This window comes from Lysinibacillus sp. GW823-FHT02G10 (genome assembly GCF_058797135.1).
Window position 1 is genome coordinate 1 of sequence record NZ_JBXAJI010000008.1, and the last position, 17,806, is coordinate 17,806.

Sequence of the window (17,806 nt, forward strand, 5' to 3'; positions counted from 1 at the left end):
AAAAACACCTATTAGTTAAACTAATAGGTGTCATGATTGATCATCTGACTGCATATCAAGCTGGAACTTGTAACGATTTGTCCAGACATCGATGAAATCGGGTGCAAATGGTCCTCTTTTTTGTTGAATCCAGCTTATTAATTTATCGACATTGCGCTTTAAAATCTTATCTATGACATCAGGATAAGACATTTCCTTACGATGGAGCTCATATTCATCCTCGTCTAAAAGGGTATAAGACATGTCAGGAAAAACTTTAATATCTAAATCATAGTCGATATATTTAATGGCATTATTATCGAAAACAAATGGTGAGCTTAGATTGCAATAATAATACACACCGTCTTCACGTAGCATACAGATGATGTTAAACCAGTGTTCCGCATGGAAGTAGCAAATAGAGGGCTCTCTCGTTAGCCATGTACGACCATCGGATTCTGTCACAAGTGTCCGTTCATTCGCACCGATTACGATATTTTTCGTTCCTTTTAAAACCATCGTTTCTTGCCAAACACGGTGGATACGGCCATTGTGCTTATAACTATGTATTTGTATCGTTTCTCCTTCTACCGGTAATGCCATTTTGTTAGCCCACCTTTTCGTCTATGCTACCTAAATCTAGCAGTCTCTAGTATATTATAGCAATGTGTACGCGAAAGGTGTAGTTAGAAAACCACAAATTTCACTACGCTATTTTGAATTTGTATAAAATTTAGTCAATTATAAGCGAATTTTATTATAATGTCAGCTTTGATGGGATTTTTTAGTTAATGCCATAGAGAATTTCCTTTTAAGCGGACGATTTACTTACCTAAACAATTTGAAAGGGGCTGTCTTTTTAATCTTTTCGGATTTAAGACAGCCCCTTAGAGGTAAATGCAATTATGCAGTTACAAAGTGTTACTCACCTAGATCTTGGTTAGTTTTTGAGAAACGGCCAGAAGCTGGAGCTTTCTTTTGCTCTGCTTTCGCATTTTGCTTTTGCACTTCATTTACGTCCGTTTCATAACCAAACTCTTCACTTTGACGTTGCATGTTTTTATTCGGTTGGAAATTTTGGTTGTTTTGTTTTTTCATCATTCATTCACCTCCACGCTAGTTATTGTGTACGGAGGTGATGACTTTTATGCTCATGAATCAATGATTTTAAGAAGGATTTATTTTCCTGCTGTTTGCTTTTTTACTTCATCCCAAATTTTTAGCATAGGCACAGGCATCGGTAAAAGTTCTATTTGCTCACGATTTAGCCAATCACCTAGCTCAGTCGATTCGCATTTTATATAATAGCTATTTAAATGCCAAGTTAAATGTGAAAAAACATGTTTAAATGTAAGTAATTCATGTTTGGCTTGGACAATTACTTTATATTCCATTGTAAAGTTTTCTACCGAAGATTGGCTTGTATCAATCATTGGAAATTGCCATAGATTAGCTAGCAGGCCTTGCTCAGGACGTTGTTGCATTAAAAATTGTCCTTTGTCATTTTCATATACGAGAACATCATATGTGAGATGCTTCATTTTTATCTTTTTTGATTTGACAGGTAATTTTTCTGGTTCTCCCTCATTAAAAGCTGTGCAATACTCTCTGACTGGGCATAATAAACATTTTGGAGAGGTAGGTGTACAAATAAGTGCACCCAGCTCCATTAAGCCCTGGTTAAACGATGAAGCATGATCAGGATCAATTAGTTCCTCAACCGCACTTTCGAAAATTTTCTTCGTTTTGGGAATAGCTATATCTTCATGTATATCAAGCACTCTACTTAGAACCCGCATAACATTACCGTCAACTGCATGTTCAGGCTTATTATAGGCAATACTTAAAATAGCACCTGCAGTATAGGGACCAACACCTTTTAATTTAGATATTTCATGGCGATTGTCAGGTACTATACCACCGTAATTTTCTATAACCTCACGAGCACCTGCTTGTAAATTGCGAGCACGAGAATAATAGCCAAGACCTTCCCAATGCTTTAATAAGTATTCTTGGGGTGCTTCTGCAAGCAAATCTAATGTTGGAAAACTTTCCATAAAGCGATTGTAATAAGGAATAACTGTGTCGACACGTGTCTGTTGTAGCATCACTTCAGATACCCAAATTTTATAAGGATCTGTTGTGTGTCTCCACGGTAAATCACGCTTCTCTGTGTTAAACCAGTCAACTAATGATTGTCGAAATTCTGTTACATATGGGTAATTCACAGTGACCTCCGTTGTTTTTACGATTTAATTTATGATGAAAAGGGTATACAATGAAGAAAAGAATATTCGTGGAAGATCGACAATAATCGTCGCTTTCGCACGAGTGTCAGAATATTTCAATATACCTTTTATTATGTTCGAAATAAAGTTGTATGCACATTGTACTCGATTTTAATGCATACTAGGAGTGGATATTTTTGGATTCAGGTACACATTTCGTTATGGGTATTGCCCTTGGCGGTCTTGCATTAGCTGACCCTGTAGTAGCCAATCATTCAATGACTTTTACAGCAGTAATGGCAGGTACAATTATTGGCTCACAAGCTCCAGATGTCGACACTGTGTTAAAACTACGTAATAACGCCATCTATATCAGACATCATCGAGGAATTACACACTCACTACCAGCTGTAGCTATATGGCCTATTTTAATTACAATTGTTTTATCACTGATTTTGCAAGATGTGAATGTGTTACATTTATGGCTTTGGACATTTTTAGCTGTTGCACTTCATGTTTTTGTCGATATTTTTAACGCGTATGGTACACAAGCAATTCGACCTTTCTCTCGAAAATGGGTTGCGTTAGGTGTCATTAATACCTTCGATCCCATCATTTTTACCTTACATTGTGTAGGTATTGTGTTATGGGCATTTGGCACTAATCCAGTATGGACATTCAGTATCATGTACGTGGTTATCGTGATTTACTATATTTTACGATTTGCTGTGCAAAAAGCAGTAAAAAACGCGGTGCATCATACTATTCAAGATGAAGAATATGTCATTGTAGCACCTACTATGCGCTTCTTCCACTGGCGAATCGCAGCAAAGTCCAAAACTCATTATTATGTTGGCCGTGCTTATGGAAGGACTGTTAATATTTACGATAAATTCGAAATTAAGCCTTTGCCTAAAACTGCGCTTGTAGATGCTGCAATGAAAGATCCTAACTTAGCTGCATTTGTGTCTTTCTCTCCTATGTATCGATGGGAGATTTCCGAGCTTGAAAACGGCCTAATAGAAGTAAGGTTAATCGACTTGCGTTACCGTAGTGACAATCGCTATCCTTTCGTTGCCGTAGCACATTTAAACGATGCGAATGACATTATTACGTCTTACACAGGCTGGATCTTTACAGAAGATAAGCTACAGAAAAAACTACAAATTGGTGCGAGTAATTAAGCAGTAAACCCTGACCAATATTGGTCAGGGTTTTTATTATTGTACCATATCATCACTAGCATCTAGTAAATGTATATACTTCGGATTGCGCCCTGCAAAAGCATGTAGTTTATCACCATAGCTAGCAATTAATTGACGAACAAGATTTTCTGTATACTCTGCCCCACGATAATCATACCCTGCTTTCGCGGCAGTTGATTCAAAGTCACTCCATAACAACTCCACCCAAACCTGTGCCCGTCCAACAGACATCTGAGGATTCTTTGCAAGTAACTCTTGTGTTAGTTTCTCAATTTTTTCATCCATTTATTTGCCCACCTTTACTGGTGAAAGGATAGATACTGGTAGTGCCTCTTGGTACTTGTCTCCGCCTAAACGATGACCCCAAGCAAAGCGTCCCTTCAAATAATCTACTTGGAAAAACTCATTATCTGAACCATCAATACGATACATTTCTCCTGGAACGATTGTATCAAGATCCACTAAATAAGCCGCAGCCATTAAAGCTTTGCGTTCATAAACAGCAAACTCATTGATGATCCCTAGCTGTTCTGCCTTTCGAGCTTTCTCTTTTAGAAAAGCAATTTCCTCTCGCAATTCATGTTCAGACATAGCTGCATAATTTTTTTCACTCATTCTTCATTCTCCTTCTCTTCTATAAAACGATCTATTACTTCTATAGGAAAACCCTTTTGATAGAGCGCCTGTTTAACCTTCATTTTTAGCTCATAACCAGTATACTTCGATACGTACTTTTTCCAAACTTTTTCGCCTTGAGCATCAAGTAGCTGCTGCCAGTTGTCATCATCCTGCCCTATCTCAACTTGGCTAAGCACCTCTTCTACAATCGAGAAAGCATACCCTTTTCTTAATAAGTAATCCTGAATTTTGGTCTTAATCTGTGTTGGGGTCTTCTTGCTCTCCGCTCGAACAATTTTCTCTGCCAGTTGCTTCGCCAGTTTTACTTGTTCCTCAAAACTATATGTAGCAAGCACCTCATCCTGCAAGTTTTTCTCAATGCCTTTTTTGATCATGTCTTGTCTAATGGCTCTTGGTCCTTTTTTCATAGTAGCTTTCTTTGTATCAAGCAGAGCCTTTGAATAGTTTTCATCATTAATAAAGCCATAGGATTTTAACTTTTGGATTGCCTCTAACACTACAGCTTCTCCAAATTCTAAGTTGAGCAGTTTTTTCTTAACCTCATGCTCACTTCGCATTTGATATGAAAGGAAGTTTAACCCCTTATTAAATGCCTTACGTATCTCATCTTCATAGGCAATCTCTTGAATTTCGAATTCATCGAGCACCTTTCCCTTTGTTAAACCAAATTGAATGAGAATGGCTTCATCAACCGGAAAAGCATACTCTTCATTTAAATAGATATTATAGCGTTCAGGATTGTTTTTTTGACGTGCAATTTTTGTAATCATACGCATAGCAAACACCTCACTATTATCATTATAGCATTTCTTTATGGTGGATCTGACAATTAGCACGGTTAATTTCCCTATGTTCGCGGGCATTCTCTTCCCTTCCACGGGTAAACTTTCTTCTCTGCAATTAATGCCTAAAGATGTTTACTTTTTGGTTACATGATAAACTTAAAAGTAAGCGTTTTATTCGAGAAAAGAGGTGCTTGTTATGAAAATAGTGATTGCAGGTGGCACTGGCTTTGTTGGAAATGCTCTTATACAGCTATTGCAGCACAACGGACACGACATTTTTGTCTTAACGCGTCATGAGTCAAAGCTAGAAAATGGCGTTCACTATGTTCAATGGCTACATCAGCATGAGCAAGCTTTGGAAATCTTTGAAGGTGTAGATGCCTTTGTGAATTTAGCAGGTGTTTCATTAAATAATGGTCGTTGGACAAAAAAGCAAAAGAAAGCTATCTATTGGAGCAGAATGAATGCCACATTAGAGATTATACGTATAATGGACATGCTCACGATAAAACCAAAAGTCCTTGTCAATGCTAGTGCAGTTGGTATATACCCAACTTCCACACAAGCCATCTATGATGAAGATTTTACGGATTACGCAACTGATTTTTTAGGCACTACAGTCCACGATTGGGAGCGACATGCGAAACGAGCAGAAGCATTAGGTATTCGTGTGGCTCTTGCACGTTTTGGTGTCATTTTAGGTAGAAAAAGTGGCGCACTTCCACCAATGCTATTGCCCTATCAAATGCATATAGGTGGAACGATTGGCTCTGGAGAGCAATGGCTTTCATGGGTACATATTGAAGATGTAGCACGTGCTATTTATTTCGCTATTACAAATGAAAATATTCATGGACCATTTAATATAACAGCACCGCATCCTATGAAAATGAGGGAATTTGGTCAAACGATTGCTGAAGTTATGGGCAGACGTCATTGGCTGCCTGTTCCTAGCTTTGCGATGCGTTTAGCTCTCGGCGAACAAAGCACACTTGTTTTAGAAGGACAACAAGTGCTACCAACCCTATTAGAACAACAACATTTTATATTTAAATACCCTTATTTAAAGCAAGCACTTGAAAATTTGTTAAAGGCTCAAAATTAGAAAAAATTAAGTTGGATAATTTTTTTAGTAATTACGCATTCTAATGAAAAAGAAAGGATGCGTTTTTATGTGGAAACAACATATTGTTGGTGCGGTAATTGCTACTTTTATTATTGCCGCAGGAATTAGCTTTAATCCATTTTTTGCTGCTGGTTCTGATGAACACCATTGGGGCTTTAAACGTGCTAAAAACGGTGAGCAGGCAGAGGCAGGAGCACAGCTCGATCAGTTACTTGACAAATATGGTGCGATTTATAAAGGGAAGGCAGATAAAAAAATTGCCTATTTAACATTTGATAATGGCTATGAAAACGGCTTTACTGAAAGTATTTTGGATACATTGAAAAAAGAAAATGTACCTGCTACTTTCTTTTTAACAGGCCATTACTTAGACAGTGCAAGCGACTTAGTGAAACGCATGGTGAAGGATGGTCATACTATCGGGAATCACTCCTATGGTCACCCTAATATGGCTAGACTTTCACCAGAAGGCATGCGTGCAGAATGGCAAAAGTTCGATGGCAAGTTACGTGAATTGACAGGCATCGATCGTACAACATATGCTCGTCCACCTGAAGGAATTTTTAATGCAAAAGTGCTAGAGGTGGGCAATGCAGAAGGTTATCGTCATATTTTCTGGTCTGTGGCCTTTAAGGATTGGATGAAGGATGAGCGTCGTGGTGCAGATTATGCTTATAATGCACTTATGGAACAACTGCATCCTGGTGCCGTTATTTTAATGCATACCGTAGCACAGGATAATGCCGAAGCATTACCAATGTTTATTGCAGAAGCTAAAAAGCAAGGTTATACATTTTTATCGCTTGACGATTTAGTATTAGAATATGAAGATTTCCCTGTTGCTTTGCAATCGCCTGCTCCTTCGCTATAATGGGGAGATGACAATATAGAGCAGGGACGTGGAACGTTTGACGCAGCAAACAACAATGACCGTGGGACAAAAATTCCCACTAACAATAAAAAGGCTAGGCATTAATGGTGAAGGTGTAGGCTTTTATAAACGTAATGTGATATTTGTAAAAGGAGCCATTCCTGGTGAAGAGATCACAGCTCAAGTAACAAAAACACAACGTAATTTTGCTGAAGCAGAGATATTAGCCATTCGTAAAGCTTCAAAACATCGTCAGGAAGCACCTTGCCCAGTGTACAATGAGTGCGGGGGCTGCCAGCTTCAGCATATGACCTATGAAAAACAGCTAATAGAAAAGCGAGACATTGTTATACAAGCATTAGAGCGTTATGCCAAACCTTTACTCGAAACAATTGAAGTGAGAAAAACACTTGGCATGGATGATCCTTGGCATTATCGTAATAAAAGCCAATTCCAAGTACGTAAAGAAGGCAAGCGTGTTTACGCAGGTTTATTTGCTGAAGGAAGTAATAAGCTGTTAAACATTAATGATTGCCTTGTTCAGCACCCAATTACTTCCAAAATCACCGTTGCCACTCGAAAAATTTTGCAAAAGCTAAATATCACTATTTACAATGGTCGTACGCTAGATGGTTTAGTGCGTACGATTGTTGTACGTACAGGTATTCGTACCGGGGAGACACAAGTCGTTCTTGTCACAACAAGGAAAGAAATCCCTCATTTAGCTGAATTGATTACACGTATTAAAAAAATTGATCCGAGTATTGTATCCATTGCACAAAATATTAACCGTGAAAAAACATCGTTAATCTTCGGTGATGAAACTGTTGTTCTTGATGGCAAAGAAACCATTCATGAAGAGCTTGGCGAATTGGCCTTTGATTTATCTGCCCGCGCCTTCTTCCAACTAAATCCAAAGCAAACAGTTCATCTTTATGATGAAATTAAAAAGGCTGCTGCTTTAACGGGAAAAGAAACAGTGGTTGATGCATACTGTGGCGTTGGCACAATTGGATTATGGTTAGCGGATAAAGCGAAGGAAGTTCGTGGAATGGATATCATTCCTGAAAGCATTCAGGATGCTCGTAAAAATGCTCGAAATCATGGCTTCAAGCATACGAAATATGCAGTCGGTACAGCGGAAAGTGTTCTAGCGAAATGGCGTAAGGAAGGATTTACTCCTGATGTAATTACGGTAGATCCACCACGTACAGGACTAGCACCTGAATTTATTCGAACAGTCCTTAAACTAAAACCTAAACGTTTTGTTTATACCTCCTGTAACCCATCCACTTTGGCAAAGGACTTACAACAATTATCTAAGCTTTATCATGTTGAGTATATTCAGCCTGTGGATATGTTCGCACAAACGGCGCAGGTGGAATGCGTTGCAAAACTTGTTTTAAAAAACAAATAGTATGAAAAGGACGTTTCCCCTAGGAGACGTCCTTTTTCTAATGCACAGCACAAGCTGCCTGGTGGATGATGGATGGTCCAGAAAAGTCGATACCTTAACCAATAACCCAGGATTTAAATAATTATTAAATGTTAAATTTTCAGCTTTTATTCAAAGAACTTTAAAACGTAAGATTTATACTTTCACCTTTTACCTTTGAGCTTTCAAATCAGTTAGTTGAAAGTTACCATTGGAGTAAGGCATGTTTTACGTTTTAACTCGCACACATGCCTTGAAGCGCGAGCGACTTTTCGTTTTCCATTTTCGCTAGGACATGCAAATCTTTTTAAACTTGTACTTCAATAAAGGTTGTGGCATTCGACTCTGATAAGACAGCGTCCACCTCTGATTCAAATTCTTCAATCCGATTGCTCAATTTCTCAATTTGTTGTTTAACATTTAGGGGATCAATGATTTCAAACTCATTTCTTTTCATAAATGTTTCGGTATGTAATTTGACTTCCTCTGGTGATTGTTTATCTTTATTGCCCAATATGTTAATTAAATAGGTTTCCAGCTTTGCAGGTAATGCATCATTTTCTTTGGCAACCGTATTGATAGCTGAACGATGCTGATGCTGTATAACTTCTAGCAAATTCTTTTCGTATTGAATGGATTGTTTCCGTTCAATTGCCTCCGCTACAGTCATTTCCTCTTTGCCCACCAACACCTTTGTGTTTGCATTGGACTGCACAACTAGTGCTTTTATTTTATTTCGATAGGAAATTAAACCTAGCACTTTATCATAGGATGCTTGCATTTGTTTTTCATATTCAGGAATGTCTACACCATTAATTTTACGATTGCTTTTTCGATTAGCTACGACTGCACTAACCTCATTTGTTGCTGCTTCAATTCGCAGAGTCAGCATTTTTAATTCTGTTAAAGCACGGTGGATAGATAGTTTTTTCATTTCTGCCATGTAAAAACCTCCTTTTTAAGCAAGTGTTCTTTTATTATAAATAGAAAGATGGATAATGTCCAAAAATACCCATTTTCTTTTTTATTGCTTTCATTAGAACATGTCTGTATAATAATTTTCTAGGTGCCAAACCTATGTAACTTGGACGGAACATCCTTGTTACGCAAAAAACGCCATAACAGCACGGATTTGCTGGGCGTTTTTTGTTTTTTGAGCGGGAGATGAGCCCCGCTCTTTTTATTTTGCCATCGTTGGTTGTTGATGCTTGCGGCGTCCAAATATAAATAAAACGATTGCAACGGCTAGCAAAAGCAAAGCCACAAGTAAAAGAAAGCTATAATTTTTTACATATTCTAAATAAACTCCACCTAAAAATGGACCTGTTAAGCTACCAATACTTAAAGCAATTCCGCAAAGTAAATTCCCCGTAGGCAGTAGCTCCTTTGGTGTCAAATCAGCCATAAATGTAATCCCTAAAGAAAACATCGAGCCAACCAGCGTACCCGTTAAGAAAAATGCGACAGCCACAGCGAATTGTGAATGCTCTAAAAAGCTTGCAATTGCAAAAATAATTGCGCCACCAAATGACCCAATCATCAAAATATTCCTTCTCCCTACTTTATCTCCTAGTGCACCAAGCGGTACTTGCGTTAAAATACCACCAAATGTAAACACAGATAAAATGATAGGAATCATGCCGACTTCAAAGCCCTTGCGTAGTGCATAGACAGGAAACAAGGCATTTAGTGAAGACTCCAGAAAACCATAAACAAATGGACCTAAAAAGGCAATCCACCCAAATACAATAGCCATTTTATACCGTTGCCATCCTCTGGCATTTAAATCACCTGTTAAACGCTCAGGCTTTTCATTTTGTAAGAGAAATACAAAGGACCATGCAAAGAGGCACATTATTGAAGATACGATAAACGGTAGCGCTTCAGCAATTTCAATGAGCTTCACCATAAGTGGCCCAACAGCAAAACCTATGCTAAATGATAAGCCATAAATGGCCATCCCCTTCCCTAAGCTTTTATGATCTGCAGTACTAGTAATCCATGTTTGTGTGGCATAATGCAAGGCATGATCGCCTACGCCAATTAATAAACGAAGGACAAACCAAAAGGTCACACTTTTCCATAGAGGAAATGCAAGTAAAGACGCAAAAACTAGTGCTCCACCAATTAAAATAATCGGTTTATAGCCCCACCTGCGTAAGGGCTGCTCGATAAATGGTGAAATCAGTAATGTTCCTATGTATAAGCCTGTTGCATTCAAACCATTCAATGCAGAGGATACCCCATCACGTTCAAATATTATCGAAATAAGCGGTAATAGCATCCCTTGTGAAAAGCCTGATATGGATACAATTACTACTAAAATGGTAAATCTTTTTTTGCTGTAATCTGAGAAGTACGTCATTTTCCCCTCCACTATCTAGTCATTCTTCCAAAGAACAGCATACCAAAAAGCCTTAGCGCTCACCACATGTGATTTTACGCTAAGGCTTAACTAATACTTATCCTCATTTAATTGTATAAACACGATTTTCGGCTTTTGAATATTACCGATTACTTGTTTAAACTCCCTCCTTTTCGAGTTAGCGTTGCAGATGACTTTTTCCAATCAGCTCCTTTACTTTATCTTAAAACAACTTTAACATACATCCTCAATATTGTAAATATTCTGTTTATTGTTTTTTAAAATTAATCTCTTAGTCCTAGGTGTTTCCCTAAACATTGAAATTTAAGCTCAAATCGGCTACGATGAAAGGGATGAAATGAGGTGTACGAATGTCAAAGCCAATCACTGATAAAGAGCAACAAGTAACCTATTTAAAAGAGCGTCTGGAGATGTTTTTAGAAGTATTAGATGCCCTTGATCCTGAAACAGCTGAGTTAGAAGATATTGATCGCTTAATCCAAATGATGGATGATTTAGAGGACAAAATGGAGCAATTTCATGCTCGTGAACAATAATGAATAAAAAACAAGCGAGCATCGTGTGCTCGCTTGTTTTTTAATGGCAATCCCAATTATAAAGTACCTTGCTAAAATCTTTATTCATTAACTCTTCCTCTGTGATAAAGAAATTGCCAACGCCACAATCGCCCCAAAGAATATTGTCGCCGACACTATCAATCTGTAACAGCAAAATGATTGAATCTTTATAATCACCATATGCTCGAGGATCCTCTTGCGTAAAGAATGGATACCCTCCAATTTTATGACCATCACCAGTCATAGCATCATAGAAGCTGTCTTCTAATGCTTCGTCATCCTCCAAAGCTGTTAAGATGCTAGCATACTTTTCATTGCTTCTAAAATCATCAATCGACATCGGCTCAACGCCTGTAATAAAGGATAATGCCATTTCACGCTCGACAGGAAAATATAATTCCTCATCATCTATTTCTATAAAAGAAAAGTCTTGAATAAGCTGTGCTTCATCTTGCATAACTTGTTCATGAAATATTACACGAAAGCCTTCTTGATTTTGTCCATTATCAAAATCCATTCCTAAAACATCGTCATAACCATCAATATAAAACTGCAATATTCCCTCTTCTGGGAAATTGGGTAAATGCATAGGAACCTCTGCAAAGTTAATTTGAGCTAATAGCTTTAACGGTTGTCCCTTCATGTTTTTTGGATAGTCCATTCCCAATGGGAAATAAGGATCTCCTGCAAACTTACTTTGAAATAAAGTTGTTTTACTTATTTCCGTATTAACCAATACAACAGGCTTCATTGTCCCTTCTATTAATGGTCTATATTGCTCGAATGCTTCGGGTAATTCAAGTAAAGTTTTAGCAGTCATGCAAGTTCCTCCTAATATTGGATTTATTCTATTCTAGAACAAACGTTCTATAAAATCAATACTCTTCTTCTATATTATTAAAATATGCTTTAATTTAGCGGTCTCAGATAAGGACTCTTTTTTTCATTAGTTGAAAAGAGTATAATGTAACGTGGAAATAATCAATTTTTCTATGGGGGGCAATACCAATGAATCTACAAAATTTGGAGAAGAGTCTTTACGATTTAATTACTGAAACATCTACGAATTTACCTAAGGATGTACGTCGTGCTATTAAAAAAGCAAAAGAAGCTGAGAATGCTGGTACTCGTGCAGCAATGAGCTTAGACACAATTGCAAATAATATTATTATGGCAGAAGATAACGTGTCACCAATTTGTCAGGATACAGGGCTACCAACTTTCAAAATTTATACTCCTGTTGGCGTAAACCAATTAGAAATTAAAGCTGCAATCAAAAAAGCAATCAACGATACAACTGCAGATGCTAAATTACGTCCTAATGCGGTGGATTCATTATCTGGTGCAAACAGTGGTAATAATCTTGGTGATGGTTTGCCAGTAATGAAATTTGAGCAATGGGAAAAAGATTACATTACAATTAAGTTAATTCTCAAAGGTGGCGGCTGTGAAAATAAAAACATTCAATACAGTCTACCATGTGAACTAGAAGGTCTTGGTCGTGCAGGGCGTGACTTAGATGGTATTCGTAAATGTATTTTACACTCTGTATACCAAGCACAAGGTCAAGGGTGTTCTGCTGGTTTCATTGGTGTAGGTATTGGTGGAGACCGTTCTTCGGGCTATGATTTAGCAAAAGAGCAATTATTCCGCCATGTTGAAGATACAAATCCAAATGCAGATCTTGCTAAGTTAGAAGAGTATGTTGTTAAAACGGCTAACACATTTGGTATCGGTACAATGGGCTTTGGTGGTGAAGCAACATTATTAGGCTGTAAAATTGGCGTAATGCATCGTATACCTGCCTCTTTCTATGTATCAGTAGCATATAATTGTTGGGCTTACCGACGTATGGCTGTGGACATCGATCCTCAAACTGGCGAAATTTTGAATTGGCACTATCAAGAAGGTGAAAAAATTACCTTCAAAGAGAATGAAGTAGCTGCTACAACAGAAGATACAACTACAGATGTAGTAGAACTTACTGCCCCAATTACTGAAGAACAAATTCGTTCATTAAAAGTTGGAGATGTCGTTTCTATTACTGGTCGTATGTATACTGGCCGTGACGCCATCCACCACCATTTAATGAGCCACGATGCACCAGTTGATTTAAATGGACAAGTTATTTATCACTGCGGACCTGTAATGGCTAAGGATGAAGAAGGCAATTGGACAGTGAAAGCTGCTGGCCCAACTACTTCAATTCGTGAGGAGCCTTATCAAGGCGATATCATGAAAAAATTCGGTATCCGTGCTGTTATTGGTAAAGGTGGAATGGGACCAAAAACATTAAAAGCGCTTAATGAGCATGGTGGCGTTTACTTGAATGCAATTGGTGGAGCAGCACAATACTATGCGGACTGTATTAAAGGCGTTGATGGTGTTGATTTAATGGAATTCGGTATTCCTGAAGCTATGTGGCACTTAAATGTTGAAAAATTTACAGCAGTTGTAACAATGGATTCACATGGTAACTCACTACATGCAGATGTGGATAAATCATCATTAGAAAAACTTGCTCTGCATGCAGAAAGAGTCTTCTAATTAAATAATAGATAGCAGTAGTAACTCATTTTATTGCACAATTTTGTAAGGCACAGAATATTCCTAGTGAATAGACTGTGCCTTTTTCAATCCTTTCGCAAATTGTTTAAAAATCTCCATCAAACTTCCTACTTTATTTTTATAAATTCCTTTGTTATAATAATTCTAAACAAAAGAGATGGTAATTGAAATCCATTTTCAATTGAATAGCTCAAAATAACACTAATTTATAAAGGTTTTGATATTGATTTTCATTATCAGGAGGGATAAAGATGGAATACTCTAATCGAGAAAACATAAACATAATTGAGAAAATAAAAGAACATGCAGAATTAATTGCTGCATTAATGGCTGGAATTTTCATCTTACTAGCATGGCGTTTAGACACAAGTGGACAAACAACAGCTTCTGTTCTACTATATTTAATTGCCTTTTGTGTAGGTGGTTTCGCGAAAGCAAAAGAAGGCATTGAAGAAACCATAGAAGAGCGAAAGCTAAATGTTGAGCTGTTGATGGTATTAGCTGCAATTGGCTCAGCTGCAATTGGCTATTGGACAGAGGGGGCCATCCTAATATTTATTTTTGCAGTAAGTGGTGCACTTGAAACTTATGCGATGAATAAAAGTCATCGCGAAATATCTGCACTTATGAATTTACAGCCAGAAGAAGCTTGGTTAGTGCGTGGCGGATTTGAGCCTATGAAAGTATCAGTTTCCACATTACAAATCGGGGATCATTTATTGATTAAACCGGGCGAACGAATTCCAGCAGACGGCATTATTTTTAAAGGCCAATCTTCTATTGATGAGTCAGCTATTAGCGGTGAGCCACTGCCAATCTCAAAAAGCGAAGGAGACGAAGTTTTTGCAGGCACAGTCAACTTAAATGGTGCTATTACTATGGAAATGACAAAGGCGAATTCAGAGACCCTTTTCCAAAAAATTATACAGCTCGTTCAAAGTGCCCAAAGTGAAAAATCTCCCTCTCAACAATTCATCGAAAAATTTGAAGGGACTTATGTAAAATTTGTTTTACTTGGTGTTGCCATTATGATGGTTCTTCCCCACTTCTTACTCGGCTGGGACTGGACAACAACCTTTTACCGAGCAATGGTGTTATTAGTGGTTGCTTCACCTTGTGCACTCGTTGCCTCCATTATGCCTGCAACACTAGCTACTATATCAAATGGTGCAAAAAATGGTGTGCTATTTAAAGGTGGTTTACATTTAGAGCATCTTAGTGTGTTACGTGCATTGGCGGTCGATAAAACAGGTACTTTAACGCAAGGCAAACCAGTTGTTACAGATTTTATTGTCCGTGATGGAGTAGAACGTGAGACGGCTCTAGCAATTCTTGCAGGAATTGAATCTCAATCCAATCATCCCCTTGCCCAAGCGATTACCTCCTATGCTAAGGCTGAAGGAATCGACATACTGCCACAAGCAACAATTGAAGATATTCCTGGCTGGGGTATTAAAGGAACGATTCAAAACAAGGAGTATCAAGTAGGCAAACCAGAGTTTGTTGATGTACAACTTGCTAACAGTTTTGCAAATAGTGCTGTAACTAAACTTGCAGCAGAGGGAAAAACAGTTATTTTCATTCGCGATCAACATGGTATTGTTGCATTAACAGCATTAAAAGATACTGTGCGCTCTGAAGCTAAGAAAGCTGTTACATTATTAAAAGAGCTTGGTATTCAAGTGGTGATGCTTACAGGTGACAACGAAAAAACAGCGAAAGTTATCGCGAAGGAGGCTGGCGTTACTGAATACGTCGCAGAATGTCTGCCAGAAACGAAGGTAACTGAAATGAAACGCCTACTTACACAACATCAATTTGTTGGCATGGTCGGCGACGGTATTAATGATGCACCTGCATTGGCTACCGCAACTACTGGCATTGCTATGGGTGAAGGTACAGATGTGGCGCTTGAAACAGCGGATGTCGTGCTAATGAAAAATGACTTATCAAAAATCGCCTATGCTGTTCGTTTATCACGTAAAATGCAACGTATTGTGAAACAAAATATTTTCTTTTCTATCGGGGTTATTATCTTATTAATCGCCTCTAACTTTTTACAAGTTGTCGACTTGCCATTAGGCGTAATCGGGCATGAAGGTAGTACAATTCTAGTTATTCTAAATGGTTTACGTATGCTCAATAAAAATGTTTAACATCAAGTAAGCCTCAGCATAATTGAGTCCAGCTTGCTTGAAGCTACTCTTCCTGTGACATGCGCTGTGGCTTTCATTGAATAATTGATGCATTTAATCAGGTAAAATCAAGTAAAATAGCCTCGCTACTCTTTATGAGTTTAGCGAGGCTATTGTTAATAAATGATCGTTTCCTTATCGACGAATTTCCTTTTGAAGTGCTCTTTTCTGCATTGTAGCATTTAATACGCCACCAAAGATTAAAATGATTCCCGTAAAATATAACCAGAGCATTAAAATAATGACGCCACCAATACTACCGTATGTAGCAGAATAATTTGCAAAATTATTAATATAAAAAGAGAAACCGTATGTGACTGCTAACCAAGCAAGCGTGGCAAATAACGCTCCTGGCCATACGCCCATTATTTTCAAACGAGGACTTGTATTTGGCACAAACCAGTAGATGCCCATTAATACGATGAAAATCAATAATGGCGGGATTGACCATCTTAATCTATGCCAAACTGATTCAAATTGCTCCTCTATTCCGACGATTGAGAATAGGAAATGTCCAATTTGCTGACCAAAGACCGGTAATAAGAGCGCAACGGCAATAACAATAACGAGAGCGATTGTAAAAACAAGTGATAAACCCCTATCTAATATGCCTGCTCTCCCTTCTGTATCATAGGCTTTATTTAAAGCACGAAGTAATGCATTAATGCCTTTAGATGCAGACCAAATAGTACCTAAAACCCCAATGGACAGTAAACTACTGTTGCGATTTGTTAAAATCTCATTCAGTGTATTTTCAATCAGCTTATACACTTCATCAGGTAAGATATTCACTAAAAATGAATAGACCTGAGTGGTTTCTAAGTTAAGATATGGTAATAGCGTCACCAAGAAAATAAGTAAGGGGAAGAACGATAGTAAAAAGAAATAAGCCAATTGTGCAGCAAGCGCAGATATTTCAACTCGCTTGAGCCGACCTATTAAATCTTGGATAAAGCCTTTGGATGTCATAATATCAATCGCTCCCTCCTCTGGAGAAACAAACGATTTTACAAACCCAAAAGCGTTATGCCATGTTGCTTTATTCTTTTCCATACAATTCCTCCTAAAACGACCTTTACTCCTTATGAGGTAAAGTAAAGGCTGATTTCGTATCTTCAATCATTCCCTGTATCGTGGAAGGTAAATCCTTAAATTCATCCACCTTTTCAGCAATTGTGTTGACATTATCTGACACACTTTCACAAAGCACCTTTGCCGCGAGTACTTTTTCCTCTACCAAAACCTGCAATTCTTCTCGATTTGCTGCATAGTATGAGATGGCTTCCTTCATCTTTTTTGTTGAGGCAATTGTTTTTTCTCGTGTAGCCCGATCTAACATACTTAATGCTGCTCCTACTGCTGCTCCTGCTACAATAGATGCTAATAATTTACTTTGACCCATATTAAAACCCCCTGCTTGTATAGTTGCATATTCCCTATTATTTCATAAATAAACAGTCTTCTGCACTTATTCTACCCAATAACAGTCTATTTTTAAAGCAATGCCCAAATACGGAGTTGACATTTTTTTTATTCAATGAAATGATATGTGCGAGGATGACGAAAGGTAGGGTAAAAAATGGATTTATCAGTTCCATCTAAAGAAAACGTTATGTATATGGTTGATCAAATGAAGGACAAGCTTCGTATGGTGAATGTCGATGCAATGAAATCAGAAAACTTCGATGAAGCAAATTATGAAGATTTAGTGTATCTATATGAAATGGTTATGAAGAGAGAAACTTTTAGTCCAAGCGAAATGCAAGCGATTGTTGCTGAATTAGGATCTTTACGTAAATAGGTAAAACAAAAAGCTATTAGCTCAAGACCTT

At 37.8% G+C, this 17,806-nt stretch carries 19 protein-coding genes; 8 read left to right on the forward strand and 11 right to left on the reverse strand.

Going from position 1 to position 17,806, the window contains the following annotated elements; all coding sequences use genetic code 11:
• Positions 1 to 30: 30 nt before the first annotated feature.
• From ntdP to mutY, 3 genes are all read right to left on the reverse strand, one after another.
• A complete protein-coding gene (ntdP, locus tag AC1RFD_RS19255; RefSeq protein ID WP_004230486.1) occupies positions 31 to 582 on the reverse strand; it encodes a nucleoside tri-diphosphate phosphatase in 552 nt (183 codons plus the stop codon).
• Between the two features lie 318 nt (positions 583 to 900).
• Positions 901 to 1,080: a gamma-type small acid-soluble spore protein gene (locus AC1RFD_RS19260; RefSeq protein ID WP_004230485.1), complete on the reverse strand. Its 180-nt coding sequence runs from the start codon at positions 1,078 to 1,080 to the stop codon at positions 901 to 903.
• A 77-nt stretch (positions 1,081 to 1,157) separates the two neighbouring features.
• Positions 1,158 to 2,207, reverse strand: coding sequence for an A/G-specific adenine glycosylase (mutY, locus tag AC1RFD_RS19265; protein ID WP_048394777.1), 1,050 nt, complete (start codon positions 2,205 to 2,207; stop codon positions 1,158 to 1,160).
• A 197-nt stretch (positions 2,208 to 2,404) separates the two neighbouring features.
• Between mutY and AC1RFD_RS19270 the strand changes: the two genes are divergently transcribed.
• Positions 2,405 to 3,391 carry a metal-dependent hydrolase gene (locus AC1RFD_RS19270; protein WP_054549020.1) on the forward strand — a complete coding sequence of 329 codons (987 nt, stop codon included), beginning with the start codon at positions 2,405 to 2,407 and terminating at the stop codon, positions 3,389 to 3,391.
• 36 nt (positions 3,392 to 3,427) lie between these two features.
• Here the strand turns inward: AC1RFD_RS19270 and AC1RFD_RS19275 are convergent, their stop codons facing one another.
• Genes AC1RFD_RS19275 through recX form a run of 3 tightly spaced genes read right to left on the reverse strand, consistent with a single transcriptional unit; the run spans position 3,428 to position 4,827 of the window.
• The gene (locus AC1RFD_RS19275; protein WP_048394780.1) at positions 3,428 to 3,697 is read right to left on the reverse strand and encodes a YfhJ family protein; all 270 of its coding nucleotides are present in this window, start codon (positions 3,695 to 3,697) and stop codon (positions 3,428 to 3,430) included.
• Positions 3,698 to 4,027 (reverse strand): YfhH family protein, encoded by a 330-nt coding sequence (locus tag AC1RFD_RS19280; protein WP_036076977.1) that lies wholly within the window; start codon positions 4,025 to 4,027, stop codon positions 3,698 to 3,700.
• On the reverse strand, positions 4,024 to 4,827 hold the full coding sequence (gene recX, locus AC1RFD_RS19285) for a recombination regulator RecX (RefSeq protein WP_036219262.1): 804 nt from the start codon (positions 4,825 to 4,827) through the stop codon (positions 4,024 to 4,026). Before recX ends, AC1RFD_RS19280 begins: the two co-directional genes overlap by 4 nt.
• Before the next feature lie 205 nt (positions 4,828 to 5,032).
• On the opposite strand from recX, the gene AC1RFD_RS19290 reads away from it, so the two are divergent.
• The 3 genes from AC1RFD_RS19290 to rlmD all read left to right on the forward strand — a co-directional run bounded on the left by AC1RFD_RS19290 (position 5,033) and on the right by rlmD (position 8,250).
• On the forward strand, positions 5,033 to 5,941 hold the full coding sequence (locus tag AC1RFD_RS19290; RefSeq protein ID WP_492475190.1) for a TIGR01777 family oxidoreductase: 909 nt from the start codon (positions 5,033 to 5,035) through the stop codon (positions 5,939 to 5,941).
• 67 nt (positions 5,942 to 6,008) lie between these two features.
• Positions 6,009 to 6,833, forward strand: a complete 825-nt coding sequence (locus AC1RFD_RS19295) for a polysaccharide deacetylase family protein (protein WP_369579673.1) — start codon at positions 6,009 to 6,011, stop codon at positions 6,831 to 6,833.
• Between the two features lie 37 nt (positions 6,834 to 6,870).
• On the forward strand, positions 6,871 to 8,250 hold the full coding sequence (gene rlmD, locus AC1RFD_RS19300; RefSeq protein WP_492475191.1) for a 23S rRNA (uracil(1939)-C(5))-methyltransferase RlmD: 1,380 nt from the start codon (positions 6,871 to 6,873) through the stop codon (positions 8,248 to 8,250).
• A gap of 325 nt (positions 8,251 to 8,575) precedes the next feature.
• Here rlmD and AC1RFD_RS19305 read toward each other — a convergent pair whose 3' ends face one another.
• Positions 8,576 to 9,211, reverse strand: a complete 636-nt coding sequence (locus AC1RFD_RS19305) for a hypothetical protein (protein WP_066038229.1) — start codon at positions 9,209 to 9,211, stop codon at positions 8,576 to 8,578.
• Positions 9,212 to 9,448: 237 nt separating this feature from the next.
• Entirely contained in the window at positions 9,449 to 10,633 is a 1,185-nt protein-coding gene (locus AC1RFD_RS19310; RefSeq protein WP_066038228.1) for an MFS transporter, read from the reverse strand.
• A 371-nt stretch (positions 10,634 to 11,004) separates the two neighbouring features.
• Between AC1RFD_RS19310 and AC1RFD_RS19315 the strand changes: the two genes are divergently transcribed.
• Positions 11,005 to 11,190 (forward strand): SE1561 family protein, encoded by a 186-nt coding sequence (locus tag AC1RFD_RS19315; protein WP_016995373.1) that lies wholly within the window; start codon positions 11,005 to 11,007, stop codon positions 11,188 to 11,190.
• Positions 11,191 to 11,230: 40 nt separating this feature from the next.
• Here the strand turns inward: AC1RFD_RS19315 and AC1RFD_RS19320 are convergent, their stop codons facing one another.
• A complete protein-coding gene (locus AC1RFD_RS19320; RefSeq protein WP_054549016.1) occupies positions 11,231 to 12,031 on the reverse strand; it encodes a YwqG family protein in 801 nt (266 codons plus the stop codon).
• Between the two features lie 188 nt (positions 12,032 to 12,219).
• On the opposite strand from AC1RFD_RS19320, the gene AC1RFD_RS19325 reads away from it, so the two are divergent.
• Positions 12,220 to 13,758, forward strand: coding sequence for a fumarate hydratase (locus AC1RFD_RS19325; protein ID WP_048394791.1), 1,539 nt, complete (start codon positions 12,220 to 12,222; stop codon positions 13,756 to 13,758).
• 272 nt (positions 13,759 to 14,030) lie between these two features.
• Positions 14,031 to 15,935: a heavy metal translocating P-type ATPase gene (locus tag AC1RFD_RS19330; protein ID WP_115674535.1), complete on the forward strand. Its 1,905-nt coding sequence runs from the start codon at positions 14,031 to 14,033 to the stop codon at positions 15,933 to 15,935.
• A gap of 174 nt (positions 15,936 to 16,109) precedes the next feature.
• On the opposite strand, the gene AC1RFD_RS19335 is transcribed toward AC1RFD_RS19330, so the two are convergent.
• Both AC1RFD_RS19335 and AC1RFD_RS19340 read right to left on the reverse strand, forming a co-directional pair.
• Positions 16,110 to 17,027 carry a YihY/virulence factor BrkB family protein gene (locus tag AC1RFD_RS19335; protein ID WP_416141161.1) on the reverse strand — a complete coding sequence of 306 codons (918 nt, stop codon included), beginning with the start codon at positions 17,025 to 17,027 and terminating at the stop codon, positions 16,110 to 16,112.
• A 22-nt stretch (positions 17,028 to 17,049) separates the two neighbouring features.
• A complete protein-coding gene (locus tag AC1RFD_RS19340; RefSeq protein WP_115674536.1) occupies positions 17,050 to 17,376 on the reverse strand; it encodes a YtxH domain-containing protein in 327 nt (108 codons plus the stop codon).
• Between the two features lie 177 nt (positions 17,377 to 17,553).
• Here AC1RFD_RS19340 and AC1RFD_RS19345 point away from each other — a divergent pair, with 177 nt between their 5' ends.
• A complete protein-coding gene (locus tag AC1RFD_RS19345; protein WP_004225580.1) occupies positions 17,554 to 17,775 on the forward strand; it encodes a DUF1128 domain-containing protein in 222 nt (73 codons plus the stop codon).
• The last annotated feature ends 31 nt before the right edge of the window (positions 17,776 to 17,806 follow it).